General features: G+C 69.6%; 25 protein-coding genes. 18 read left to right on the top strand and 7 right to left on the bottom strand.

The window, feature by feature from the left end; genetic code table 11:
- Window positions 1–279 precede the first annotated feature (279 nt).
- From CS1GBM4_RS19580 to CS1GBM4_RS24795, 4 genes are all read left to right on the top strand, one after another.
- Window positions 280–798: a DUF2478 domain-containing protein gene (locus CS1GBM4_RS19580; RefSeq protein ID WP_186420424.1), complete on the top strand. Its 519-nt coding sequence runs from the start codon at window positions 280–282 to the stop codon at window positions 796–798.
- Between the two features lie 20 nt (window positions 799–818).
- Window positions 819–1712: a formate dehydrogenase accessory sulfurtransferase FdhD gene (locus CS1GBM4_RS19585; protein WP_186420425.1), complete on the top strand. Its 894-nt coding sequence runs from the start codon at window positions 819–821 to the stop codon at window positions 1710–1712.
- Window positions 1705–2337 (top strand): molybdenum cofactor guanylyltransferase MobA, encoded by a 633-nt coding sequence (mobA, locus tag CS1GBM4_RS19590; protein ID WP_186420426.1) that lies wholly within the window; start codon window positions 1705–1707, stop codon window positions 2335–2337. Before CS1GBM4_RS19585 ends, mobA begins: the two co-directional genes overlap by 8 nt.
- Window positions 2338–2404: 67 nt before the next feature.
- The gene (locus tag CS1GBM4_RS24795; RefSeq protein WP_280177737.1) at window positions 2405–2527 is read left to right on the top strand and encodes a hypothetical protein; all 123 of its coding nucleotides are present in this window, start codon (window positions 2405–2407) and stop codon (window positions 2525–2527) included.
- 146 nt (window positions 2528–2673) lie between these two features.
- Here the strand turns inward: CS1GBM4_RS24795 and CS1GBM4_RS19595 are convergent, their stop codons facing one another.
- The gene (locus CS1GBM4_RS19595; RefSeq protein WP_186420427.1) at window positions 2674–3084 is read right to left on the bottom strand and encodes an SRPBCC family protein; all 411 of its coding nucleotides are present in this window, start codon (window positions 3082–3084) and stop codon (window positions 2674–2676) included.
- A gap of 163 nt (window positions 3085–3247) precedes the next feature.
- Here CS1GBM4_RS19595 and CS1GBM4_RS19600 point away from each other — a divergent pair, with 163 nt between their 5' ends.
- Entirely contained in the window at window positions 3248–3736 is a 489-nt protein-coding gene (locus tag CS1GBM4_RS19600) for a VOC family protein (RefSeq protein WP_186420428.1), read from the top strand.
- A gap of 14 nt (window positions 3737–3750) precedes the next feature.
- Here CS1GBM4_RS19600 and CS1GBM4_RS19605 read toward each other — a convergent pair whose 3' ends face one another.
- Together CS1GBM4_RS19605 and CS1GBM4_RS19610 are read right to left on the bottom strand one after the other, a co-directional pair.
- A complete protein-coding gene (locus CS1GBM4_RS19605) occupies window positions 3751–4878 on the bottom strand; it encodes an Mrp/NBP35 family ATP-binding protein (protein WP_186420429.1) in 1128 nt (375 codons plus the stop codon).
- Between the two features lie 24 nt (window positions 4879–4902).
- Window positions 4903–5133, bottom strand: a complete 231-nt coding sequence (locus tag CS1GBM4_RS19610; RefSeq protein WP_244607310.1) for a sulfurtransferase TusA family protein — start codon at window positions 5131–5133, stop codon at window positions 4903–4905.
- A 104-nt stretch (window positions 5134–5237) separates the two neighbouring features.
- Between CS1GBM4_RS19610 and CS1GBM4_RS19615 the strand changes: the two genes are divergently transcribed.
- Complete coding sequence (locus CS1GBM4_RS19615) at window positions 5238–6506, top strand: c-type cytochrome (RefSeq protein WP_244607311.1); 1269 nt, start codon at window positions 5238–5240, stop codon at window positions 6504–6506.
- A 111-nt stretch (window positions 6507–6617) separates the two neighbouring features.
- Here CS1GBM4_RS19615 and CS1GBM4_RS19620 read toward each other — a convergent pair whose 3' ends face one another.
- On the bottom strand, window positions 6618–8657 hold the full coding sequence (locus CS1GBM4_RS19620) for a 4Fe-4S binding protein (protein ID WP_186420432.1): 2040 nt from the start codon (window positions 8655–8657) through the stop codon (window positions 6618–6620).
- A 143-nt stretch (window positions 8658–8800) separates the two neighbouring features.
- Here CS1GBM4_RS19620 and CS1GBM4_RS19625 point away from each other — a divergent pair, with 143 nt between their 5' ends.
- The 12 genes from CS1GBM4_RS19625 (at window position 8801) to glp (ending at window position 20314) form a co-directional block, all read left to right on the top strand.
- Window positions 8801–9544 (top strand): biotin/lipoate--protein ligase family protein, encoded by a 744-nt coding sequence (locus CS1GBM4_RS19625; RefSeq protein ID WP_186420433.1) that lies wholly within the window; start codon window positions 8801–8803, stop codon window positions 9542–9544.
- A gap of 118 nt (window positions 9545–9662) precedes the next feature.
- Window positions 9663–10214: a DUF6505 family protein gene (locus CS1GBM4_RS19630; RefSeq protein WP_186420434.1), complete on the top strand. Its 552-nt coding sequence runs from the start codon at window positions 9663–9665 to the stop codon at window positions 10212–10214.
- Complete coding sequence (locus CS1GBM4_RS19635; RefSeq protein WP_186420435.1) at window positions 10211–11221, top strand: DUF6352 family protein; 1011 nt, start codon at window positions 10211–10213, stop codon at window positions 11219–11221. Before CS1GBM4_RS19630 ends, CS1GBM4_RS19635 begins: the two co-directional genes overlap by 4 nt.
- Before the next feature lie 11 nt (window positions 11222–11232).
- On the top strand, window positions 11233–11742 hold the full coding sequence (locus CS1GBM4_RS19640) for a DUF3305 domain-containing protein (protein WP_186420436.1): 510 nt from the start codon (window positions 11233–11235) through the stop codon (window positions 11740–11742).
- Window positions 11742–12539, top strand: a complete 798-nt coding sequence (locus tag CS1GBM4_RS19645; protein WP_186420437.1) for a DUF3306 domain-containing protein — start codon at window positions 11742–11744, stop codon at window positions 12537–12539. Before CS1GBM4_RS19640 ends, CS1GBM4_RS19645 begins: the two co-directional genes overlap by 1 nt.
- A gap of 106 nt (window positions 12540–12645) precedes the next feature.
- Complete coding sequence (locus CS1GBM4_RS19650) at window positions 12646–13440, top strand: Cro/CI family transcriptional regulator (protein ID WP_186420438.1); 795 nt, start codon at window positions 12646–12648, stop codon at window positions 13438–13440.
- A gap of 23 nt (window positions 13441–13463) precedes the next feature.
- Window positions 13464–13658, top strand: coding sequence for a formate dehydrogenase (locus tag CS1GBM4_RS19655; RefSeq protein ID WP_186420439.1), 195 nt, complete (start codon window positions 13464–13466; stop codon window positions 13656–13658).
- A 13-nt stretch (window positions 13659–13671) separates the two neighbouring features.
- Window positions 13672–16650, top strand: coding sequence for a formate dehydrogenase subunit alpha (locus tag CS1GBM4_RS19660; protein WP_186420440.1), 2979 nt, complete (start codon window positions 13672–13674; stop codon window positions 16648–16650).
- A gap of 14 nt (window positions 16651–16664) precedes the next feature.
- Window positions 16665–17261: a formate dehydrogenase FDH3 subunit beta gene (fdh3B, locus tag CS1GBM4_RS19665; RefSeq protein ID WP_186420441.1), complete on the top strand. Its 597-nt coding sequence runs from the start codon at window positions 16665–16667 to the stop codon at window positions 17259–17261.
- An 85-nt stretch (window positions 17262–17346) separates the two neighbouring features.
- The gene (locus CS1GBM4_RS19670; RefSeq protein ID WP_186420442.1) at window positions 17347–18351 is read left to right on the top strand and encodes a formate dehydrogenase subunit gamma; all 1005 of its coding nucleotides are present in this window, start codon (window positions 17347–17349) and stop codon (window positions 18349–18351) included.
- 177 nt (window positions 18352–18528) lie between these two features.
- The gene (gene mobB / locus CS1GBM4_RS19675) at window positions 18529–19059 is read left to right on the top strand and encodes a molybdopterin-guanine dinucleotide biosynthesis protein B (protein ID WP_186420443.1); all 531 of its coding nucleotides are present in this window, start codon (window positions 18529–18531) and stop codon (window positions 19057–19059) included.
- 1 nt (window position 19060) lies between these two features.
- Window positions 19061–20314: a gephyrin-like molybdotransferase Glp gene (gene glp, locus CS1GBM4_RS19680; RefSeq protein WP_186420444.1), complete on the top strand. Its 1254-nt coding sequence runs from the start codon at window positions 19061–19063 to the stop codon at window positions 20312–20314.
- 3 nt (window positions 20315–20317) lie between these two features.
- On the opposite strand, the gene CS1GBM4_RS19685 is transcribed toward glp, so the two are convergent.
- The 3 genes from CS1GBM4_RS19685 to CS1GBM4_RS19695 all read right to left on the bottom strand — a co-directional run.
- Window positions 20318–21088 carry a TIGR02186 family protein gene (locus CS1GBM4_RS19685; RefSeq protein WP_186420445.1) on the bottom strand — a complete coding sequence of 257 codons (771 nt, stop codon included), beginning with the start codon at window positions 21086–21088 and terminating at the stop codon, window positions 20318–20320.
- Entirely contained in the window at window positions 21085–22017 is a 933-nt protein-coding gene (locus CS1GBM4_RS19690; protein ID WP_186420446.1) for a sulfite exporter TauE/SafE family protein, read from the bottom strand. Before CS1GBM4_RS19690 ends, CS1GBM4_RS19685 begins: the two co-directional genes overlap by 4 nt.
- Window positions 22018–22251: 234 nt before the next feature.
- Window positions 22252–23567 (bottom strand): tetratricopeptide repeat protein (locus CS1GBM4_RS19695; protein WP_186420447.1); only part of this gene is annotated, 1316 nt, incomplete at its 5' end.

The following is a 23567-nucleotide window of genomic DNA, read 5'->3' on the forward strand; positions in this document are numbered from 1 at the left end:
ACTCGGCGAGCCGCGCCCGATCGGAATGCCGGGATCAGCCCGGCTCACCCTAGCGCCCGCACGCGCCTTCGACTGTAGGTGCGCTGCAACACTGCGCCGGCATTCTCGTGTCCGGCGGACACCGGAAGTTCGCGAGAGCCGGATCCGATGGGGTTGGAAGAACCTGATCGAATCCGCCTCTCACCCTTGGCGCGAGGCCCGTTTTCCGATCGGCTTCAGTGCAGGCTGATCGGAACGGGCTCTAGCTGCGCCGGCCGTTCCGTGGGATGAAGGAGGACGATGACTGCTCCACTCGCCGCGATCGTCTACTCCGCCGGCTTCGCCATCGACGAGTTGATGGCGGAGGTCGCCGACGCCCTCAGGCGCGCGGGCGTGCGGCTCGGTGGCGTCGTCCAGCACAACAGCGGCGACTGCGCCAGCGGCTGTGCCAGCATGGCGCTCGAGGATCTCGCCTCCGGCCGTCGCTTTCCGATCAGCGAGGATCGCGGCGCGGGCTCGACCGGCTGCCGGCTCGACGCGGCCGGCCTCGCCGCCGCCGGCGCCGCCGTCTCGGACGCGCTCTCCGGCCCGGTCGACCTCGTCATCGTCAACAAGTTCGGCAAGCAGGAGGTGCTCGGCCAGGGCCTGCGGGCCGAGATCGCCGCCGGTGTTCTCGCCGGCCTGCCTTTGCTGACGGCGGTGCGGGACGACATGCTCGCCGCCTGGTCCGACTTCGCCGGCGAGGATTGGCAGCGCCTGCCGTCCGAGCCGGCCGCGGTGACGGACTGGGCGACGGCAGCGTTGCGCCTGCCGGCCTGAAGCCCGCAAGGAAGCATTCCGTGCCGCTCGGCAGCGATTTTCTCGACGATTATCTGATCAGGCCCGACCCTTCGGCCGCGCGGCTGGGTGCGGACGTCGCCGGCATCGACCATACCGGCGCCCGCGTCGAGACCCGCGTCGTGACCGAGCGGGCGCTGACGCTCTATCTGAACAGCCAGGAGATCGTCACGATGATGACGATCGGCGATCATCCCGAGTATCTGGCGCTCGGCTATCTGCTCAACCAGAACATGCTGAAGCGTGGCGACCGCGTCGAGGCGGTCGATTACGACGAGGAGCTCGAGGTCGTCGTGGTGCGCACGCCGCAGCGTACCGATTTCGAGCAGAAGCTGAAGAAGAAGACGCTGACCTCGGGCTGCGCGCAGGGCACTGCCTTCGGCGACCTGATGGAGGCGATCGACGAGATCGTCCTGCCCAAGGCGGAATTGCGCACGAGCTGGCTCTATGCGCTGACCCGCAAGATCAACACCACGCCCTCGCTCTATCTGGAGGCCGGCGCGATCCATGGCTGCGTGCTCTGCGAGCGCGACCGGCCGCTGGTCTACATGGAGGATGTCGGCCGCCACAACGCCGTCGACAAGGTCGCCGGCTGGCTCTTTCGCCACGATGTCGATCCTGGCCGGATGATCTTCTACACCACCGGCCGGCTGACCTCGGAGATGGTGATCAAGACCGTGCGTATGGGCATTCCCATCCTGGTCTCGCGCTCAGGCTTCACCGAATGGGGCGTCGAGCTCGCCCGCAAGGCCGGCCTGACCCTGATCGGCCGCGCCCGCGGCAAGCGCTTCCTCGCGCTCGCCGGCGAGGACCGCATCGTCTTCGACCAGGATCCCGACAGCGTCGAGGAGGAAGGCGGGAAGCATCGCCGCAAGGGGGCGGGCGGCGATGACTGATACCGCGCCCGCGACCCTCGGTCTCCTGCTCGCCGGCGGGCTCGCCCGGCGCATGGGCGGCGGCGACAAGCCGCTGCGCACCATCGCCGGCCGCCCCATCCTCGCCCATGTCGTCGCGCGGCTCGGTCCGCAATGCGGCGGGCTCCTGCTCAATGCCAACGGCGACCCCGCGCGTTTCGCTGAGTATGGCCTGCCGGTGGCCGCCGACAGCGTGCCGGATTTCGCCGGGCCGCTCGCCGGCGTCCTCGCCGGTCTCGACTGGCTCGCCGCGAACCGGCCCGACACGCAATGGCTGGTCAGCGTCGCCGCCGACACGCCCTTCATCCCGCGCGATCTGGTGGCGCGGCTGCATGCGGCGCGCGAAGCCGCCGGCGTCCCGCTCGCCTGCGCCGCCTCGGGCGGCTGGACCCATCCGGTGATCGGGCTCTGGCCGGTCGCGCTGCGCGAGGCGTTGCGACACGCGCTCATCGTCGAGGATGAACGCAAGATCGACCGCTGGACGGCGCGTCATGGCGTCGTCGCGGTCGAATGGCCGGCGGCGCCGGTCGATCCGTTCTTCAACGCCAACCGGCCCGACGATCTCGCCGAGGGCGAGCGGCTCCATGCCGCGCTTGGTGATGCTTGATCGCCGCAAATACGGCCCCTAGATTCAACCCATGAGCGAAGCTTATTCGCCATCTGGGGGAATCCGCATGAAGCCTTTCATCATCGCCGTCGCCTTTGCCGCCATTGCCGCCTATGGCGCCAGCTTGGTGCTGGCGACCTATCAGCGGCCCGTCGACGTCGCCTACACGACCAATAGCGTGCGGCTCTGAGGCGCGCGGATCTTCGCGCGGAACCACTCCGTCATCCTGGACAAACGGCGAAGCCGCGTAGATTCCAGACCGTCGCAAGCCTCCGAAGCTCTGCGACGGCTCCGGGCTTCGCTCGCCCGGGATGACGAGGGCGAGTCGATGTGAAGTCAGCGCGCTCTGGCCTCCAGCAGTTTCTTCAGCCGTGCCAGATCGGCCGCGACCCATTCGGCGTCGCGGGCGAACTCGTCATCCGACATCTCGGGGCGCCTGAGCAGCGTGAACACCACCTCGCTGCCGCTGCCATTGGCGAATGCACGCATCGGATTGTGCATCGGTGCGCCGCTGTCGGGCAGGACGGCATGGTCGAGGACGCCGTAGCGATTGGGCTCGCTGAACATCACGCGCATCGGGCCCATCGGCGTCCTGGCGCGATAGGTCATTCCTTCGACATGGTGGAGTTCGTCGCCGAGCCCGTCCGCCCATTTCGGGAAGTTCATGGGCTCGGCGAGGAAGCCGTAGACCTCCTCGATCGGCCGGTCGATCGCGATGCTGAGATGGCGCGTCGGCAGGACTGGCATGAGCGCGTCTCCATGGTGACACTCGGATGTTGGAACATAACATGAACAAAATCATCTGTCATCGCGTTTCGGTGACGGCATGCCCGAGCTCGCCGCGGATCGACCAAGAATCCGCCGGCTTCGGCAGCCTTTTTCGCGGCGGCGACGGAAGAGGAGATTCGCGATGGAGCACAGTATCGGCGTCGGCCTGACGATCCTGGTTCAGCACGGCCGCGAGCAGGAGGCCGCGGATTTCTACAGCGAGGCGTTCGAAGCGCGGCAGCTCAAGGCGTACAGGGTCGACGGCGAGCTCGCCGGAGTGGAGATGCTCATCGGTGGAACGCGCCTCTCCGTGGCCGGGGCGAATCCGCGGCGCGAGGAGGAGCCGGCCTATGGCGGCCCATTCTTCCCCAGGGCGGCCGGAGCGGTCAGCATGATCATCCAGCTGACGGTGCCGGACATCGAGGCCTGCTTCGCCCATGCGATCGTCGCCGGCGCCACGCTGCGCGACCGGGTCCAGACGGATGTCGAGGGTCGGCGCGTCGCCTCGCTGTTCGACCCGTTCGGGCACATCTGGGTGTTGATCGAGCGGCAGGCGGAGATCGCCGGCGTCGGCTCGGATCGGCTTGTGCTGCAGGCTGACCGCCCGAGTGGCCTCGACCTGCAGGCCTGAAGCATGCCTTGCTCTTATTCGATCACGATCCGCGGCGCTGCCCGGGCCGGCCCGGAAAGGCCGGCCTTCACCTGCCGCGCCAGCGCGACATAGGCCTTGGCATGGGCGCTGTCCGGGTCGCTCGCCACGATCGGGCGGCCGCCATCCGACGTCTCGCGAATCGGCATCGCGAGCGGGATCTCGCCGAGGAAGGGCACGCCGAGCCGCTCCGCCTCGTGCCGCGCCCCGCCATGGGCGAAGATGTCGGAGCGGTGGCCGCAGGCCGGGCAGACGAAATAGCTCATGTTCTCGACGATGCCGAGGATCGGCACCTCGACTCGTCTGAACATGGCGACGCCGCGGCGGGCATCGAGCAAGGCGAGGTCCTGCGGCGTCGAGACGATCACCGCGCCGGCGAGCGGCGTCTGCTGCGCCATCGTGAGCTGGGCGTCGCCCGTGCCGGGCGGCATGTCGACGACCAGTACGTCGAGCTCGCCCCAGGCGACCTCGCGCAGCATCTGGGTGATCGCCGAGATCACCATCGGCCCGCGCCAGATCATCGGCGTCTCTTCGTCGATCAGGAAGCCGATCGACATGATCTTGAGGCCGTATGCCTCCATCGGCGCCAGCGTTCGGCCCGAGACCAGCCGCGGCTTTCCGGTGACGCCGAAGATCTTCGGGACAGACGGTCCATAGATGTCGGCGTCGAGCACGCCGACCTTGAGGCCGAGCGTCGCCAGGCCGACGGCGAGGTTGGCCGTGGTCGTCGACTTGCCGACGCCGCCCTTGCCGCTCGCCACCGCGATGATCTGCTTCACGCCGGGGATGCCGGCCGGCTTCGGCACGGCGCCGCCGGGGCCGTGCGCCTGCTGGCGCGCCTGCATGGCCGGGGAGGGGGCGGCGGCGCGCGAGGGCGCCCTTTCGCCGGTGAGGCCGACCAGCACCTGCGTCACGCCGGGAATTCCGCCGACCGCGCTCTCGGCCGCCTTGCGCACCGGCTCCATCGCACCGGCCTCGGTCGCGTCGATCGCGATCGCGAAGATCACCTTGCCGCCGTCGATCAGGATGTCGCCGACGCGGCCGGAGGCGGCGAGCGATTGCCCGCTCGCCGGCAGCTTCACCAGTTCGAGCGCGCGCAGGATGTCGTTTTGCGATAGGGCCACGATGGGGCTCCGGTTGTTGCGGCGCTAGGCCGCGGCCTTGCGGATGTGGAAGACCAGCAGCTCGCCCTCGCTGCGGCTCGCTTCGATGGCGTCGCCGGTCTCGCGCATCAGGTTCGGGATGTCGATCGCCGCCATCGGGTCGGTGCATTCGACCACGAACAGCGCGCCCGGCTCCGCCCCTCTGAGCGCCTTGCGCACGCGCAGGGCCGGGAGGGGGCATTTCAGGCCGCGCAGATTGAGCGGGGTGGACGTCATGAGCGAAGCCGATCGAACAATGTTGCGCTTCATATGATGGCTTTTCTCGGCGGAGCAACAGAGGCTTGCCTTGCCAAGGCCGCATGCTGGGACATGATCGGCGCATGATCAGGATCGTCCTTGCCCTGCTGGTGCTCGCCGTGAGCGGCGCCTCCGCCCAGGAATTGCGCGGCCATGGCGGACCGGTGCGGGCAGCGGCTGTCTCGGCCGATGGCGCGACGGCGCTGACCGGTTCCTTCGACCAGTCGGCGATCCTCTGGGACCTTTCCCGCGGCAGCGCGATCAGGGTGCTGCGCGTCCACCAGGGCGCGGTCAACGCCGCTGTCGCGGTCAACGGCATCGGCTTCGCCACCGGCGGCGAGGATGGCCGGATCGCGCTCTGGCGCGGCGATGCCACTGAGCCGCCGAAGGTTGTCGATGGCCACAAGGGGCCGGTCGCGGCGCTGGCAGTCTCGCCCGAGGGCGGCCATCTCGCTTCCGCCTCCTGGGACGGGACCGTGCGCGTCACCGCGCTGGCTGACGGCACGGCGCGCGTGCTCGAGGGCCATCACGGCCCGGTCAACGGCGTCGCCTTCGTGCCGGGCGGCGCGGTCGTCTCTTCAGGCTATGACGCGACCTTGCGGTTCTGGCCGGCCGATGGCGGCGCGCCATTGATCGTCAGCACACCTGCACCGCTCAACGGCGTCGTCGCCGCGCCCGATGGGGAGATCGCGGTCGCCGCCGCCGATGGGCGCCTGCGCCTGTTCGGGCCGGATGGAAGCCAGCGCGCCGAGATCGCGATCGGCGAGACGCCGCTGATCGCGCTCGCCATCTCGCCCGACGGCGCGACCATCGCAGCCGGCGGCCTGCGTGGCCAGGTCGCGCTGATCGACCGCAGGACACGCACCATCCGCGCCACCCTGGTCGGGCCGGGGCTGCCGGTCTGGTCGCTCGCCTTCCTGCCGGATGGCAGGCAATTGCTCTCCGGCGGAGCCGACCGGCTGGTCCGGCGCTGGAACGCTGTCACCGGGGAGCATGTCGGAGCTGTGGTGCCGCGTGCCGGCGAGGATGCGCTCGCGGCCTTCCAGGGCGAGCGCGGGGCGCAGGTCTTCCGCGCCTGCGCGGCCTGCCACACGCTGACGCCGGCGGATGGCAACCGCGCCGGCCCGACCCTGCACGGCCTCTTCGGCCGCCGCATCGCCACGGCGCCGGGCTATGCCTATTCCGAGGCGCTCAAGGGCATGGACCTCGTCTGGAGCAAGGACACGGTCGCGAAGCTGTTCGAGATCGGCCCGAGCGCCTACACCCCCGGCACCAGGATGCCGGAGCAGACGATCGGCTCGGCCGAGGACCGACAGGCGCTGGTCGACTGGCTGGAGAAGGTGACGCGGTAGAGGGCAGCCCTTTCCGTCATGGTCGGGCTTGTCCCGACCATCCACGCCTTTGCTCGTCGCTCGCGCTGTTCAAGAGGCGGATGCCCGCCACAAGGCATGACGGGGCGACGCTTATCCCAGCGGGTCCTCGCCCCGCTCCGCCCGCTCGCGCAGATAGTCCTCGGTGGTGCGCACCGGCGGGCGCTGCGGCGAGAGATGCGGGTCGAAGCTCTCATTGACCACGGCCTCGACGCGGCAATCCTCGCACATGCGCAGGATCGATGCCCGCTTCGCCCCTTCGCCGGCGAACATCCAGTGCTTGTTCTCGAGCCTGGCCGCGATCTTCTCGATCGTGCTGCGGACGCCGAAGGGCCTGGCGCAGGCGATGCAGTGGAACGGCTCCTCCTGCTTGACGATCCGGCGGCCGCCTTTCCAGGCGTCGAAATCGACGCGCGGCTCCAGCGTGATCACCTTCTCCGGGCAGGTCGCGGCGCAGAGCCCACATTGCACGCAGAGATCCTCCTGGAAGCTCAGCGTCGGGCGCTCCGGATCGTCGCCGAGCGCGCTCACCGGGCAGGCCGAGACGCAGGCGAGGCAGAGCGTGCAGCCCTCCGTGTCGACATGGACCGTGCCGAACGGCGCCCGCGGCGGCATAGCCATGCTCGCGACCGGCGCCGGGGCGGCGGCGTGCAGTTCGGCGATGGTCTGGCGCAGCAGCGGCCGTCCCGTTCCCATCGGCCGGAAGCGGGCGGGCCGCATGGCGCTCGCCCCGGGTGAGACCTTCGCGAGGGCGGCGGCCAGCAGGTCGGGATCGTCGGTTTCGATCAAGGCGGCGCGGGCTTCGCCGAAACCGAGCGCGCCGGCCAGCGCATTGGCATAGTCGAGATTGCGCTGCAGGCCGGACAGGTCGTGCTTCGGCTTCGCCCGGCCGAGCACACGGATGGCGGAGGCGCCGAAGGCGAGCGCCGCGGCGAAGCTCTCCAGACCGAGCTGCGTGATCTCGTTGACGCGCAGGGGCAGGACGCGCGCCGGCAGGCCGGCGCCGTGGCGGGCGAGCGCGTCGATCAGCGGCTCGCCATGGTCGCCGTCATGCAGCAGCAAGACAGCCTCGCGCCCGCCTGCCTCGGCATAGGTCACGAGCAGCGTCCGCAGCTTGCGCAGCAGAGCGTCGGCCGACGGCAGCGCATAGGTGACCGCGCCGGTCGGGCAGACGGCGGCGCAGGCGCCGCAGCCGGCGCAGACCTCGGCCGAGATCGCGACATGGTCACCCGCCGGGGTGATCGCGCCGGTGGGGCAGAGCTCGAGGCAGCGTGTGCAGCCCGTCTTCTGCGAGCGCGCATGGGCGCAGAGCCCTTCGTTCAGGGCGACATAGGCCGGTTTGTCGAACTCCCCGACCAGCCCGCTCGCCTGGAAGGCGAGCCGCTCGATCGCGGCCGGATCGCGCGGATCGGCGCGCAGATAGCCGGCGCGCAGCTCGCCCGCCGGGAAGAGCGGGGTGCCGCCGGAGACGTCGATGACGAGGTCGCATTGCGAGACCGCGCCGTCGCGCGGCGCCTCGAAGGCGAGCTTGCCGCGCGAGGAAGGGCTCGGGGCGGCATAGTCGTTGACGGTGAGCTCGAAGGCGCCGAGCCAGCCGCTCGCCTGCGCGACCGTGCCCTTCAGCACCGGGAAGTCGTCGGTACGCGGCGGCGCGATCTCGTCCGGCCGCGACAGCAGCACGGTGACGTCGAGATGGTCGGCGAGGCGCCGGGCGAGGGAAATCGCGACCTCGTCACGGCCATAGATCAGCGCGACGCCCTTGCTCGCCAGGGTGGTGAAGGAGGCCGGCGGCATCGGCTCGCTCGCGGCGGCGAGCAGGGCCGCCATCTTCGGCCCGGCCGCCCGCGCCTCGTCCGACCAGCCGGCATGTTCGCGGATGTTCGCGAAGCTGAGATCGCCGGCGTAATCGAGGTCTGCAGCAATCTCTTCAAAGAGCGGCGCTTCCTGCGTGCAGGCGACGGTGATGGCCTCGCTCTGGCCGAGCATGGCGCGGAAGCGGTCGATCTGGCTGCGGCAGAGATGTCGATGCTCACTGACCTCGGCACCGCCGCAGCCGCGCCGGATCGCCGAGCCGTCCAGCGGCATCGTGTCCTCGCACGAGCAGATCATCAGCGTGCGGGCGACATCGGTCATCTTGCATCCGTCCTAACGATCGCCGCAGCGTCTCTCATCGCGCTTGCGATACTTCCTTCTTATATGGAATTGGAATGGCTCCAAGGAAGCAAGCCTCTCCCTTGGCAAGCCTCTCCCTTGGAATGAGACGGCGGGCGCGGATGATGACGGCAGGACCGGTCGGTCGGGACGATCTCAGGCGCGGGCCGGTGCTGCCGCCCGGGTTTTCGCTCGTCACCCTGCGCGAATCCGGCGATGCCTTCGCCCATGCGCAGGCGATCGCGGCGCAAGCCGGCGCGGCGACCCTGGTCTGGGTGCGACGTTTCGACATCGTCGAGTTCGCGGTGGTGCTCGAGCCGGACGCCATCCTCGCCGAGGCGAGACTCGCCCATTACCTCGCCATGAACGCGCTGGCGGATGCGCTCGCGGTCCACTCGCCGCCGGAGCGCCCGGTGCTGTTCCGCTGGCCGGATGCGCTGACCTACGATCTCGGTCTGATCGGCGGCGGCCGCCTCGCATGGCCGGCGGGATGTCCGGAGAACCAGGTGCCCGACTGGCTCGTCTTCGGCGCGATGGTGCGGGCGACGACGATGTCGCCGTTCGAGCTCGGCCAGACCGGCGTCGGCATGGCGGAGGAAGGGTTCGAGGAGGTCGACGCCGTCGACCTGATCGAGGCCTTCTGCCGCCATCTCATGCTGGGCGTCAGCCGCTGGCAGGAGGAGGGCGCCCGCGCGGCTGTGCGGCGCTGGCTCGACCGGCTCGAGAAGGTCGTGGGCGTGCGCCACGGCATCGAGCCGAACGGCGATCTGGTCGCGACCTCGCAGCACGGAACCGAGCGCCGGGGCCTGGTCGAGGCGCTGGCCAGGGTCGACTGGCTAGACCGCGACAGCGGAGCGCCGAAGCTGTGAGCGCCATCGTCATTGCGAGGGGTGAAGCGACGAAGCAATCCAGAGGCGGCAGCGCTCTACGTCCCCCTGGATCGCTTCGCTGCGCTCGCAATGACGGGCAATGCGGAGGTGCTGTTGCATGAGCACCCTCAAGCTCCCGCGCGCCATTCGGCTCGACCCGTCGGACACTTTCGTGTTCCGCAGGGCGGCGGAGCCCGGCGAATGGCTCGTCCCCGGCTCCTTCCTGTTCCCTCCGGAGCGCGTCGCCGAACTCGACCCCAAGGGGCGCGTCGCCTTCCGCTCCGGTTTCCTCGGCGTCGCGAGCTTCGGCTGGAGCACGCTCGCGGTCGTCACCGAAGCCACTGCGGAGGAGCGCGAGCAGGCGGTGGAGCAACTGGCGACGCAATTCCTCGCGAAGCTCGGCGCGCCCGATCGCGCTGCCGCCCATGCCGCCGCGCAGGAGGAGATCGCCTTCGCCGCCTCGCTCTGCGATCATCCGCCGCAGACCCTGCTCGCTTTGCACCGCACGGTCGAAGAGGGTGAGATCCGCGAGCGCTTCCGGACTCTGATGCCGCGCGGCGAGCAGCCCCCGGATGCTTTCCGCGCCTTCGACTTCCTCGAGGTCGAGGGCGAAGACGAGCCGCACGAGCATGTCGATCTGATGCAACTGATGAGGAGCGCGCCGCGATGACCCATTTCTGGGCGAGTTCCGGCCATCTCCTGCTCGATCGCGAGCCGGGCGGCGGCCTCGTCGTCACCGACGAGTTCCTCAAGGCCTATCTGGCGCGGCCGGAGCTGCTGCCGCCGGAGGAGGCCTGTCCGGCCGAGCGGGCGCTGCATGCCAGGCTGATGGCGGAGCCGCAGGCCGAAGTCGCCGAGCGCGAGATCGCCGCCATCGCCGACGCCGATGCCCGCGAGAACTGGCGCTTCCTGCTCGGCTGGCGTGAGCGGCTGCTGGCGGCGCCGACCCTGCAGGGCGCCTATGCCGGCATCGTCCGCGGCGGCGCGGCCGGCATCCCGCCGGTCTTCCTCGACCAGCTCGTCCACGTCATCCTGCGTGCTGCGCTCGACGAGGAGAGCGACCCCTTCGTGGTCCGCGCCGCCGAATGCCTGTTCCGGCCGCAGCGCGCCACCCTCCATGACAACACGATCCTGCTCGCCGACGCCGAGATGATCGAAGGCCACGAGGCCGACCGGCACGCTTCGCCCCTGCTCGCCATGCTGGGCGGCCCGGCGGTGACGTCGCTCGACATCCTCAAGCCGGCCGATGCCGAGCGCTACTGGCAGCGCTCCGACGCTTTCGACATGGTGCTCGACCTCGGCGGCAAGCCCTCGGGGCGGGCGGCGCTCGGCAGGGCGATCGCGCATTGGATCCGGCAGATCCACGGCATCTCCGCCGAGATCGAAGCCGTCGAGAATGTGCGCGACGCCGACTGGCGCTGGTTCGTCGGCCTCGATGCGCAGGCGACCGCGCTCGGCAACGCGCTCTGGCGCGGCGAGACGCTCGACGCGGACCAGGCCTCGCGCCTGATCGCGCTCTACCGGCTGACCCTGCCGCGGGAGGTGCCGGTGCTGCCGGCGGCCAAGGGAGCCCCTATCTATCTCATGCTGGCGATGGACGGCGACCGGATCGTCAGGATGAAGCCGCAGAACCTGGTGACGGGCCTGCCGCTCGCCGCGCACGAGATGGCGAACTGAAGGAGGTCCGCATGGCCCAGCAGCATCACGAGGTCGGCGTGGTGGTCGAGCGGCGCAAGCTCGACTCGCCCTGGGCCGACCATGCCTGGACGCCGATCGCGGTGCTGCCGGAGCCGCCACCGCTGGCGCCCTGGAGCCGGCTCGCCGGCGACGACGAGCGGGCGCAATTCTATCTCGGCTCCACCGTGCTGACGCTGCATTCGGTCGACACCGCCCATTTCCGCGAGAATTTTGCGACGGGCCAGGCCAGGCTCTGGGTCTCGGTCCGCCCGACCGGGATCGAGCCGGCGCTGGAACTGGTCGGGGTCACTGCCGACCCGTCCGAGGGCGAGGTCTTCCTCGAGAATGTCGACGACATCGTCGAGGCCGTGCCGATGCCGGCCGCGATCGCCGAGGCCGTGCTCGCCTTCTTCGGGGCGCACCATGTCGAGCGCGAATTCGTCAAGCGCCAGCGCACCGAGCACGACCCGCGCAAGGGCGGGCCACGGCCGCGTCCGGGCATCGATCGCGGGGGCGACTGATGGCGCGGGGGGATGACGACAAGCGGGACGAAGGCTTCCTCGGCCGCTGGGCGCGCCGCAAGCGCGAGGCGCAGAATCGCGACCAGCCCTCTCCCCCCTTGTGGGGGGAGGGGGGTATGCCGCCCTCGACGAATGTCCACCCTGGCTCGGCCGAACTGTCCGCGATACCTCCCTCGCACCCCTCCCTCACAAGGGAGGAGGGCTCCCACGCCGACCCCGAACCCGAGATGGTCGAGCCGCCTTCGCTCGATCTCGTCGACAAGGATTTCGACCTCGCGCACTGGCTGAAGCAGAACGTGCCGGAGGACTGGAAGCTCAAGGCGCTGCGCCGCGCCTGGGAGAGCGATCCCGCGATCGCGGGCTATCAGGATCCGGCGCGCGATTATGCGCTCGACTGGAACATACCGGGCGGCGCGCCGGGCTACGGGCCGCTCAGCGAGTCGGACAATGTCGAGGAGATGCTGGCCAACATCTTCGGCAAGCCGGCCGAAAACCCGAAGGCCGAGCCCGCTTCGGCGGGCGAGGCGGTGCGTAACGATGCCGCAGATATTCGACCTTCGTCTAATGAGCCCGAGACAGTCGATTCTGTTGCGTTGCAACATAAGCCGGGTGCGCCTGACGAGGCGGCGGAATCGCCCCTGATCGAGGGCGCAAGGGAATCTCGAAATACCGGCGAAAACCCGGCGAAATTCGAATCTCTGCCAAGCGGCGAATCTGTTGCGCCGCAAAATCCGGCCGGAACCGGGTCGGCCCTGCCGCGTCAGAGGCGGCGCGGCGGCGGCGCCACTCCGCTCTGAGCTTCAGTTGAGAACAATTGCAATCTAGGGCGATAAGGTCTCATTATCACCGCGCGTTCCGGCACGTCCGAGAGTGCCGCGGCGGATTGGGAGACGACGTCAGTCTATGCGTGACCAGGCTCTGGAACGGGCGATCGGAGCGGCCGGCGGCGTGCGTGCGCTGGCTCGGGCGGTCGGCGTCTCGCAGCCGGCGATCTCGAGCTGGAAGCGCGTCCCGGCCGATCGCGTGCTCTCCGTCGAGGCCTCGACCGGCATTCCGCGCAGTGAACTGCGCCCCGACCTCTACCCGGCCGAATCCATCGTCCTGCCGCCAGCCGCCGCGTCCGGGACGGACGAGCTCGACGCCGCCCGCGCTGACGAGTTCGAGCTGATCGGCGCGCTGCTCTGGCGCGCGCCGACGGTCGAAACACTCTCTGCCCTGGAAAGCCTGCGCGGCGACGCCTCGCCGCTGGGCATGGCCCATCTGGCGCTGGCCGAGGCGGCGGCCGAAGCGACGCCCGACCAGGTGCGGGACGAGTTCTTTCGGCTCTTCATCGGCGTCGGTCGCGGCGAGCTCCTGCCCTACGCCTCCTATTACCTGACCGGCTTCCTGCACGAGCGCCCGCTCGCCCAGGTGCGCGAGGACATGGGCAAGCTCGGCCTCGCCCGGGCCGAGCGCGTCAGCGAGCCGGAAGACCACATCGCCGTGCTGATGGACATCCAAGCCAGGCTGATCCGCGGCGAGGTCTCCGGGGAAGGCGTCGACGAGGGCGGCTTCTTCGCCCGCCATATCCGGCCCTGGGCCGACCGCTTCTTCGCCGATCTCGAGACCGCCGAGGCGGCGCGCTTCTATCGCGCCGTCGGCCGGGTCGGCAGCCTCTACCTATCGATCGAGACGCAGGCTGCGGGCCTGCCCGCATGATGCCCGGCACGGAGGGAACGACGATGTCGCAGGACAACAAGGACGCGCGGCTCGACCGCCGCAACTTCTTCAAGGCGCTCGGCGCCGGCGCGACCGTGGCCGTCGCGCCCGTCGCGGTGACGCCCGCCGCCGCCGTCGACCCCGGCAAGGACGAGACGAAGGCGCGCTATCGCGAGAGCGATCACGTCAAAGACTTCTACCGCGTCAATCGCTACTGAGGAGGCCGGCGTCATGCTGATCAAGCGCAAATCCGCCGACGTCCAGCGCGGCCGCCTGCAGAGCGCCCTCGGGGGCCTCGCTTCCGGCGTGATGGACCGCCGTTCCTTCCTGCGCCGCTCCGGTCTCGTCGCCGGCGGCGTCGCCGCTGCCTCGGCGCTGCAGATCGGCGCCGTCCGCAAGGCGGAGGCCGCCGGCTACGGCCCGGCGACCGGCACCAAGGTCGTCAAGAACATCTGCACGCATTGCTCGGTCGGCTGTACGGTCAAGGCCGAGGTCGCCAACGGCGTCTGGGTCGGTCAGGAGCCGGCCTGGGAAAGCCCGATCAATCGCGGCAGCCATTGCGCCAAGGGCGCCTCGGTGCGCGAGCTGGTCCATGGCGACCGCCGCATCAAGTATCCGATGAAGCTCGTCGACGGGCAGTGGCAGCGCCTGTCCTGGGACCAGGCGGTCAGCGAGATCGGCGACAAGATGATGGAGATCCGGGCCAAGTCCGGCGCCGACTCCGTCTATCTGCTCGGCTCGGCCAAGTTCTCCAACGAAGGCTCCTATCTGTTCCGCAAGTTCGCGGCCTTCTGGGGCACCAACAATGTCGACCACCAGGCGCGCATCTGCCACTCGACCACGGTCGCGGGCGTCGCGAACGTCTGGGGCTACGGCGCCATGACCAATTCCTATAACGACATCCGCAATTCGAAGACCGTGCTGTTCATGGGCTCGAACGCGGCCGAGGCGCATCCGGTGGCGATGCAGCACATCCTGACCGGCAAGGAGACGCAGCGCGCCAACGTCATCGTCTTCGATCCGCGCCTCACCCGCACGGCGGCGCACGCCACCGACTATGTCCGCTTCCGCTCCGGTACCGACATCGCGGTGATCTGGGGCCTGCTGTGGCACATCTTCCAGAACGGCTGGGAGGACAAGGCCTTCATCGCCGCGCGCGTCCACGGCATGGACGACGTCCGCAAGGAGGTCGAGAAATACGATCCCAAGACGGTGGAGGACATCACCGGCGTTCCCGGCGAGCAGATGAAGCGTGTCGCCCAGACCTTCGCCACGGTGAAGCCGGCGACCTTCATCTGGTGCATGGGCGTGACGCAGCATTCGGTCGGAACGGCGAATGTCCGCGCCATCTGCACGCTGCTGCTGGCGACCGGCAATGTCGGCTCGACCGGCACCGGCGCCAACATCTTCCGCGGCCACTGCAACGTCCAGGGCGCGACCGATTTCGGCCTCGATATCTCGAACCTGCCTTGCTACTACGGCCTGGTCGAGGGCGCCTGGCGCCACTGGGCCCGCGTCTGGGGCGTCGACTACGACTACTTCGTCTCGCGCTTCGACGAGGTTCCGGCCAAGGGCGGCCGCCCGGCCCGCACCCGCAAGCAGAACATGGAGACCTCGGGCCACACCTCGACCCGCTGGTTCGACGCCGCGAACCTGCCGGCCGAGCAGGTCGACCAGAAAGACAACCTCAAGGCCATGTTCGTCATGGGCCATGGCGGCAACACCATCCCGCGCATGCCCGACGCGGTGAAGGGGCTCGAGAAGCTCGACCTGCTCGTCGTCTGCGACCCGCATCCGACCAATTTCGTCTCGCTGGGCGGCCGCAAGAACGGCACCTATCTCCTCCCGATCTGCACGCAGTTCGAGACCTCGGGTTCGCGCACCTGCTCGAACCGCTCGGTGCAATGGGGCGAGAAGGTCGTCGAGCCGATCTTCGAATCCGCCAGCGACTACGCCGTCATCTACAAGCTCTCGCAGAAGCTCGGCTTCGCCGCGCCGATGTTCAAGAACTACCAGATGGTCCAGGGCAAGATCGGCCTGGAGCCGACGGCGGAATCGATCCTTAAGGAGATCAACCGCGGCGGCTGGTCGACCGGCTACACCGGCCAGTCCCCGGAGCGCCTGAAGCTGCACATGGCGAACCAGGACAAGTTCGACGTGGTGACGTTGCGCGGTGCCAAGGGCTCGCCGGTCGAGAACGATTTCTACGGCCTGCCCTGGCCGTGCTGGGGCACGCCCGAATACAAGCATCCGGGCACCCATATCCTCTACAACACCTCGCTCGAGGCCAAGAATGGCGGCGGCACCTTCCGTCCGCGCTTCGGGCTCACCCGCGAGCGCACGCTCGCCGACGGCAGCAAGGTCAACGACACGCTGCTCGCCGAGGGCGGCTCCTACTCGCTGAACTCGGAGATCAAGGACGGCTATCCCGAGTTCACCATGGGCGTGCTGAAGAAGCTCGGCTGGGACAAGGACCTGACGCCGGCGGAGGCCGCCACCATCGCCTGGATCGGCGGCAACAACATCGACGCCGTCTCCTGGACCACCGACCTTTCCGGCGGCATCCAGCGTGTCGCGCTGGAGCATGGCTGCGTGCCCTATGGCAACGGCAAGGCCAGGGCCAATGCCTGGAACCTGCCTGATCCGGTGCCGGTCCATCGCGAGCCGATCTATTCGCCGCGCGTCGACCTCGTGGCGAAGTGGCCGGCGCGGCCGGACGAGCGCACGCTGCGCATCCCCAACCTGCACACCTCGGTGCAGAAGGCGGCCGTCGAGAAGGGCATCGCGAAATCCTTCCCGATCGTGCTGACCTCCGGCCGCCTCGTCGAATACGAAGGCGGCGGCGAGGAGACGCGCTCGAACAAATGGCTGGCCGAGCTGCAGCAGGACATGTTCGTCGAGATCAATCCGGCGGACGCGGCCGAGCGCGGCATCAGGGACGGCGCCTTCGTCTGGGTGACCGGGCCGGAGAACAACTCCAAGGCCAGGGTCAAGGCGCTGGTCACCGAGCGCGTCGGCAAGGGCGCGGCCTTCATGCCCTTCCATTTCGGCGGCTTCTTCCAGGGCGTCGATCAGCGCGGCAACTACCCGAAGGGCGCCGACCCAATCGTGCTCGGCGAATCCGTGAACACCGTCACCACCTATGGCTACGACCCCGTGACCGCCATGCACGAAGGCAAGGTCACGCTGTGCCAGATCGCGGCGGCGTGAGGAGGAACTGAACCATGGCCCGGATGAAATTCCTCTGCGACGCCGATCGCTGCATCGAGTGCAACGCCTGCGTCACCGCCTGCAAGAACGAGAACGACGTGCCCTGGGGCATCAACCGCCGGCGCGTCGTCACCATCAATGACGGCAAGCCGGGCGAGCGCTCGGTCTCAATGGCCTGCATGCACTGCACCGACGCGCCCTGTGCCGCCGTCTGCCCGGTCGACTGCTTCTACACCACGGCCGATGCCGTCGTGCTGCACAACAAGGATCTCTGCATCGGCTGCGGCTATTGCTTCTACGCCTGCCCGTTCGGCGCCCCGCAATATCCGAAGGTCAGCAATTTCGGCTCGCGCGGCAAGATGGACAAGTGCACCTACTGCTCCGGCGGCCCGGAGGCCGACCTCTCGCCCGCCGAATTCCAGAAATACGGATCGAACCGCCTCGCAGAGGGCAAGCTGCCGCTCTGCGCCGAGATGTGCTCGACCAAGTCGCTGCTCGCCGGCGACGGCGAGATGATCGCGCAGATCTACAAGGAGCGCGTGGTCAAGCGCGGCTACGGCTCCGGCGCCTGGGGCTGGCAGACGGCCTACCGGGAAACCATCGCAATCTGAGCTGGGGGAGGGGGGCGCATCACGGCCGGAAAGGCCGGGTGCGTTCCTCCCCAGGTCGACCCCGCCTTCGCGAAAGGATGCCGCAATGTCGCTCGGCGCTCATCTCCGCTTCCTCGTCACGGCGCTGCTGCTGGCCGTCGCGGTCGGCTTCGCCCAGCCGGGGGAGGCCCAGCAGGTCAATCCGACCGCGGATTCGGTCAAGGAGCAGCAGTTCCTCGACGCTCTGAAGGCCAACCCTTCGGCCGAGCTCAGGGGCAGGGTCACGATCCCCGACGCCAAGTCGGCGACGCTGGAGCGGCCGGCGGGACGCGAATGGCGTGCCTTCCATCAGGGCACGATGACCAAGGTCGGTGCGGTCGCCGTGCTCGGCACGCTGATCGCGGTCGTCGCCTTCTACCTCTTCCGCGGGCGCATCCGGCTCGAGAGCGGCCCGTCCGGGCAGAGGCTGACGCGCTTCAACGGTTTCGAGCGCTTCGTCCACTGGCTCACCGCCGCCTGCTTCATCGTGCTCGCGCTGTCGGGGCTCAACGTCACCTTCGGCAAGTCGCTGCTGCTGCCGCTGGTCGGGCCCGAGGCCTTCACCGCCGTCTCCACCGTGGCGAAATGGGCTCACAACTATCTCGCCTGGCCGTTCATGCTCGGCGTCGCGCTGATGTTCCTCGTCTGGATCAAGGACAACATCCCCGGCATGGTCGACATCCGCTGGTTCCTGGCCGGCGGCGGCATCGTCGGCAAGGGCCATCCGGCGGCGAAGCGTTTCAATGGCGGCCAGAAGGCGCTCTTCTGGATCGTCGTGGTCGGCGGCGCCGCGCTCGCCGTCTCGGGCATCAACCTGCTCTTCCCCGCCGAGGCCGGCGGCGTGCTCAACCTGCAATTCTGGAACATGCTCCACGGCATCGTCGGCGTGCTGATGGTCGCCACCATCCTCGGCCACATCTATATCGGCACGATCGGCATGGAGGGAGCCTTCGACGCGATGGGGTCGGGAGAGGTCGATCTAAACTGGGCCAAGGCGCATCACTCGCTCTGGGTCGCCGACGAGATGCGCAAGGGCGACGTCCACGGCGGCAAGCTGCAGCCGGCGGAGTAGAGCGATACTTCGCCGCCGGCGCGGCGAAGCAGTCCGGGCGGAAATTCGCCCGCTCCGGGAACGCTTCGTCGCCACTGCTCGCAACGGCGGCGACCCTTGACCCGCCGAGGTCATTTGCACGATGACAGCCGGGCGCTCTTCGCGCCCGGCTTCGTTTCTTGAGGGATGCCCTTGTCGATGCGCGTGATCGGGCTGGCCGGTTGGAGCGGAGCCGGCAAGACGACCTTGCTGACCGGGCTGATCCCGGAATTCGAGCGGCGGGGCATCCGGGTCTCGACGATCAAGCACGCGCATCACGCCTTCGACCTCGATACGTCCGGCAAGGATTCATGGGCCCACCGTCAGGCTGGTGCGGCCGAGGTGCTGATCTCGTCGGCGAAGCGCTGGGCGCTGCTGCACGAATTGCGCGACGAGCCGGAACCCGCGCTCCCGGAGCTGCTGTCCAGGCTGTCTCCCGTCGATCTCGTCATCGTCGAGGGCTTCAAGCGCGATCCACATGCCAAGCTTGAGGTCTATCGTGCCGCCAACGGCAAGCCGCCCCTGCATCCCGGCGATGCCAGCATCGTCGCGATCGCCAGCGATACCGCCTTTCCGGGCGCCGGCCGCCCGGTGATCGGGCTCGACGAACTGCCGGCCATCGCCGATTGTCTCCTCGCCGAGGCGCAGCCCCTGGACCAGGTGCTGGCGCGGGCGAGGGGAGAGGTCTGAGATGGCGCAGCTCAGCGCGGATGCCGACGCCTTCGGGCCGATGCTGACGGTCGAGCAGGCCGCCGAGCGTGCGACCGGCCGGATCACGACGGTCGCGGGCGTCGAGACCGTCCCGCTCGCCGCGGCGGACGGGCGTGTGCTCGCGCATGAGGTCGTCGCGGCGGTCGATCTGCCGCCCTTCGCCAATTCGGCGGTCGACGGCTACGCGGTCCGCTTCGCCGACCTCGCGGCGGCGACGGTGACGCGGCTGCCGCTCGCCGGCCGGGTCGCCGCCGGTGCCGACGCCGCCGGCGTCGCGACGGAGCGGGTCGCGGTCCGGGTCTTCACCGGCGCGCCGCTGCCGCCCGGCGCGGAGACGGTCTTCATGCAGGAGGATGTCGCGCTGGAGGATGGCGCGGTCGTTCTGCCGCCCGGGCTGAAGCCGGGAGCCAATGCCCGCCCGGCCGGCGAGGACCTTGCGCGCGGCGCCCCGGCGCTCGCCGCCGGCCGCCGGCTACGCCCGCAGGACCTGGCGCTGCTCGCCGCGCTCGGCCTGACCGAGGTCGCGGTGCGCCGCCGTGTTCGGGTCGCGCTCTTCTCGACCGGCGACGAGCTCAACGAGCCCGGCACCAGCCTGCCGCCCGCCGGCATCTACGATGCCAATCGCAGCTTGCTGCGGGCGCTCGTCGCCCGCGCCGGGGCGGAGGTCGTCGATCTCGGCATCCTGCGCGACGAGCCGGCGAGCCTCGCCAGACGGCTCCGTCAGGCGGCGGAGGACTGCGACCTCATCCTCACCTCCGGCGGGGTGTCGACCGGCGAGGAGGACCACGTCAAGGCGGCGGTGGAGCAGGTCGGCGAGCTCGCCTTCTGGCGCGTGGCGATCAAGCCCGGCCGGCCGGTGGCGATGGGGCTCGTCGCCGGCAAGCCGTTCATCGGCCTGCCGGGCAACCCCGTCGCGGTCTTCGTCACCTTCGCCTTCGTCGCCCGCACGGTGATCGCGCTGCTCGCGGGCACGCAGCCGGCGCGTCCGCGCGCCCTGCCGGTGCGGCTCGGCTTTTCCTACAAGAAGAAGGCCGGGCGGCGTGAATATGTCAGGGTCGCGCTGGCGCCGGGAGCCGACGGCATCGCCATTGCCCGCAAGCATCCGCGCGACGGCGCCGGCGTGCTCAGCTCGCTGACCGAGACCGATGGTCTCGTCGAGCTCGCGGACGAGCTGACGAGCGTTACCGAGGGCTCGATCGCGCCCTTCCTCGCCTATGAGATGCTGACGGGCTGAGTCTCAATCGCGCCGGAAGATCACTGTCGCCAGCCAGCCGAACAGCAGCGCCAGCGCTGCCGTCGCCAGCCCGTAGACGAATGGCCGGTCATGCGCGGCGGAGGCCAGGCTCTGCTCGATTCCGGTCTTCACAACCTCGAAATTGGTGGTCTGGCGCGCCAGCACGACGCCGCCCGAATACAACAGGATCTCGACCTCGTAGGGCCCGGTGGGGGCGGTGGCGGGGACCTTGATCGGGGCGCTGAACAGGGCGGGCGAGAGGAAGGTGACGCCGCGCTCATCGAGCGAATAGAGCTGCTTGCCCTCCAGGATCCGGATCAGGGCTTCGCGGTAGCGGCCGAGGTCGAAGTCGAAATCGAAGCCGGCCTGCGAGCGCTGTGCGTTGGCGAGGCCGATACGGTCGCGCCGGGCGGCGACCTCCGAGAGGATCTCGTTGATCGGCCGGCTGGTCGAGACCGAGAGATAGACCGAGCGGTCGGGGAAGCGGCGCTGGCTGCGGTTGATCCAGATCGGGCCGACGCGCTCCTTCTCGCGCACGATCAGCATGCGTTGCGGGCCGCGCACGGTCACGACGATGGCGTAGGGGTCGCCGCGCGCCACCGAGCGGCCGTCGCGCTCGACCAACCCGAACACGGTGAGCTGGTCGCCGGTGTAGTTGGAGGCGATCGCGATCCGGTGCGTCGAGAGCGCGGCGATCAGCGTCTCCGCTCCCGCGGGGGCGAGGGGGACCGCCGAGAGCAGGGCGGCGAGCAGGAGGCGGATGCCGCGCCTCATCGCTGCACCCCCTCCGGCACGATCACCGAATAGGGCTCGCTCGGTGGCAGGAAGAGCTCGACCGCGAAGCGCAGGCCGACCGAGAGGATCAGCAGCGCCAGCAGCAGCCGGAACGACGAGACATTGAGGTTGCGCGCCGCCCGGCCGCCGAATTGCGCGCCGATGACGCCGCCGACCAGCAACAGCATCGCGAGGATGATGTCGACCGACTGGTTGGTGACGGCGTGCAGCACGGTGGCACCGGTCATGGTGACGAGGATCTGGAACAGTGACGTGCCGACCACGACCGCCGGCGGAATCCGGAAGAAATAGATCAGCGCCGGCACGAGCATGAAGCCGCCGCCGACGCCGAGCACGGCGCCGATGAAGCCGATGATGACGGCGAGCCCCGCGATCGGGATCACGCTGGCGTAGAGCTGCGAGCGCGGGAAGCGCATGCGAAGCGGCAGGCCCATCCAGGCCGGGTGCGAGCCGGCCTCGCGGCGCAGGCGGACCGGCTTGCCCGCCCGGTCGCGCATCGCGGCGCGCACCGCGTCGAACAGCATCAGCCCGCCGATGCAGGTGAAGAGCGTGACATAGGACAGGGTGATCACCAGCTCGAGCTGGCCGAGGCGCCGCATCGAGTTGAAGAACAGCACGCCCATGATCGTGCCGACGATGCCGCCCCCGACCAGGATGCCGCCGAGCTTGAAGTCGAGTGCGTTGCGCCGCCAATAGGTCAGCACCCCGGTCATCGACGAGCCGGCGACCTGGGCGGCGACGGTCGCGACGGCGACGGCAGGCGGGATGTCGAGGAAGATCAGCAGGGGCGTCAGCAGGAAGCCGCCGCCGACGCCGAACAGACCCGAGATGAAGCCGACCGCGCCGCTCAGACCAAGGACGAGGAAAATGCTGATCGGCAGTTCCGCGATCGGGAGATAGATCTGCACCCTTCCAAAACCTCGCCGGTCGTCGGCGCCGTCCCACGCCTGGCATGATCCGCAGAAGTGAATAGCACTTTTGCGACGAGAACATGCCTGGAATGTCGGACCGTCGCGAATCCCTGTCGTTCAGCCGGTTCCAGCGAAACGGAAGGCGCTCCGTAGCGTCGAAGCGCAGACACTACGGCCGAAACCTTTTCAATTTGTGCCGCTCTGAACCGCTTTCGGCGCGTCCCCGGGAGCTCAGCCACGGCCGGGCTTCGCCGGCTTCTTGGCGGCGACGGGTGCCTCGTCCCAGCCTTTCGCCGGGGGCGTGACCTCGTTGGCGTTGGCCTCCAGCGGCTTCGGCTTCCAGCTCTCGGCGGCAGCCTTGGCGGCGGCGAGATCGCTGGCCGAGAGCCGGCCCGCCACCTCGTCGCGCTTGCGCGCGGCATCGTCGTCGCCCTGGGCGGCGGCGACGGCGAACCAGCGATAGGACTGGCCGAGATCGGCCGGCGCGCCGAGGCCGCGGCCGAGCAGGATGGCGAGATTGTACTGGCTGTCGCGCACGCCATGTTCCGCGGCACGGCGGAACCATTCGGTCGCGGTCGCATAATCCGGCTTGCCGCCGGCGCCCTCGGCATAGAGCACGGCCAGATTATGCATCGCCTTGGCATTGCCGCGCTCGGCGGCGCGCCCGTACCAGACCTTGGCGAGGGCCGGGTCGCGATTGGTGCCGATACCCTTCTCGAACATGTTGCCGAGCCGGAACTGGGCCGGCGCGAGCCCGGCGACGGCTGCACGCTCGAACAGGCGCAGCGCCAGCTTGGGGTCGCGATTGGCCGGCCCGTCCGCGGCCTGGGTGGCGAGCTGGTAGACGGCGCGGGCGTCGCCCGCGAGCGCCGCCTTGCGCAGCCCGGCGCTGCCGAGGGTCGCGGGCAGATCGCCGATCGCGGTGACCGGCTCCACCGCTTCCGAGGGGCTCTGCAGCGGCAGGGCGGCGAGCATGGACGGCACTGCCGCCGGCGTCTCGGCGCTCGCCGTGGCGGCGGGAGCCGGCGCGGCGGCCTGGGCCGGCGCGGTGCCGATCTCGAGCGGCGGCAGGGCGGAGTTCCGGTCCTTGGCCGGCGATGCCGCCGGCTCGCTCGGTGCCGCCTGCGGAGCCGGCTGTGCCGCCGGCTTCTCGACGGGGGCGGCGTCGGACGGCGCCTTCTGGATGCTTTCGTTCGCCGCCTGCTTCCTGGCGCCGTAGGGGGCGCCGGTGAAGACCTGGGCCGCACCGATCGCCAGGACGAGCGCGGCGAGGCCGAGCAGCAGCGGCCGGCGACGCTTCTCCAATATCTCCTTCAGGCGCCCGCCGCCGGGCTTTCCCGCCTTGCCCGGCTTGCCGGTCTCGGTCGCGGGGGCAGGATTGGCGGCGGCCGCCTCGCTGGCCGCCTTGGCCGAGCGCCGCGCCGCGGCGATCAGGCTCTGGCGCACGGCCTGCGGATCGCCCGCCTGTGCCGGGTCCAGGCGCGGACGGCCGGAACCCGGCTCCAGCGGCTGGTCGAGCCCGCCGGCGCGCGGCAGGCGCGGCTCGG

Origin of the sequence: Allobosea sp. CS1GBMeth4 (assembly GCF_900185715.1) — a bacterium.
Taxonomy (GTDB): Bacteria; Pseudomonadota; Alphaproteobacteria; order Rhizobiales; family Beijerinckiaceae; genus Allobosea.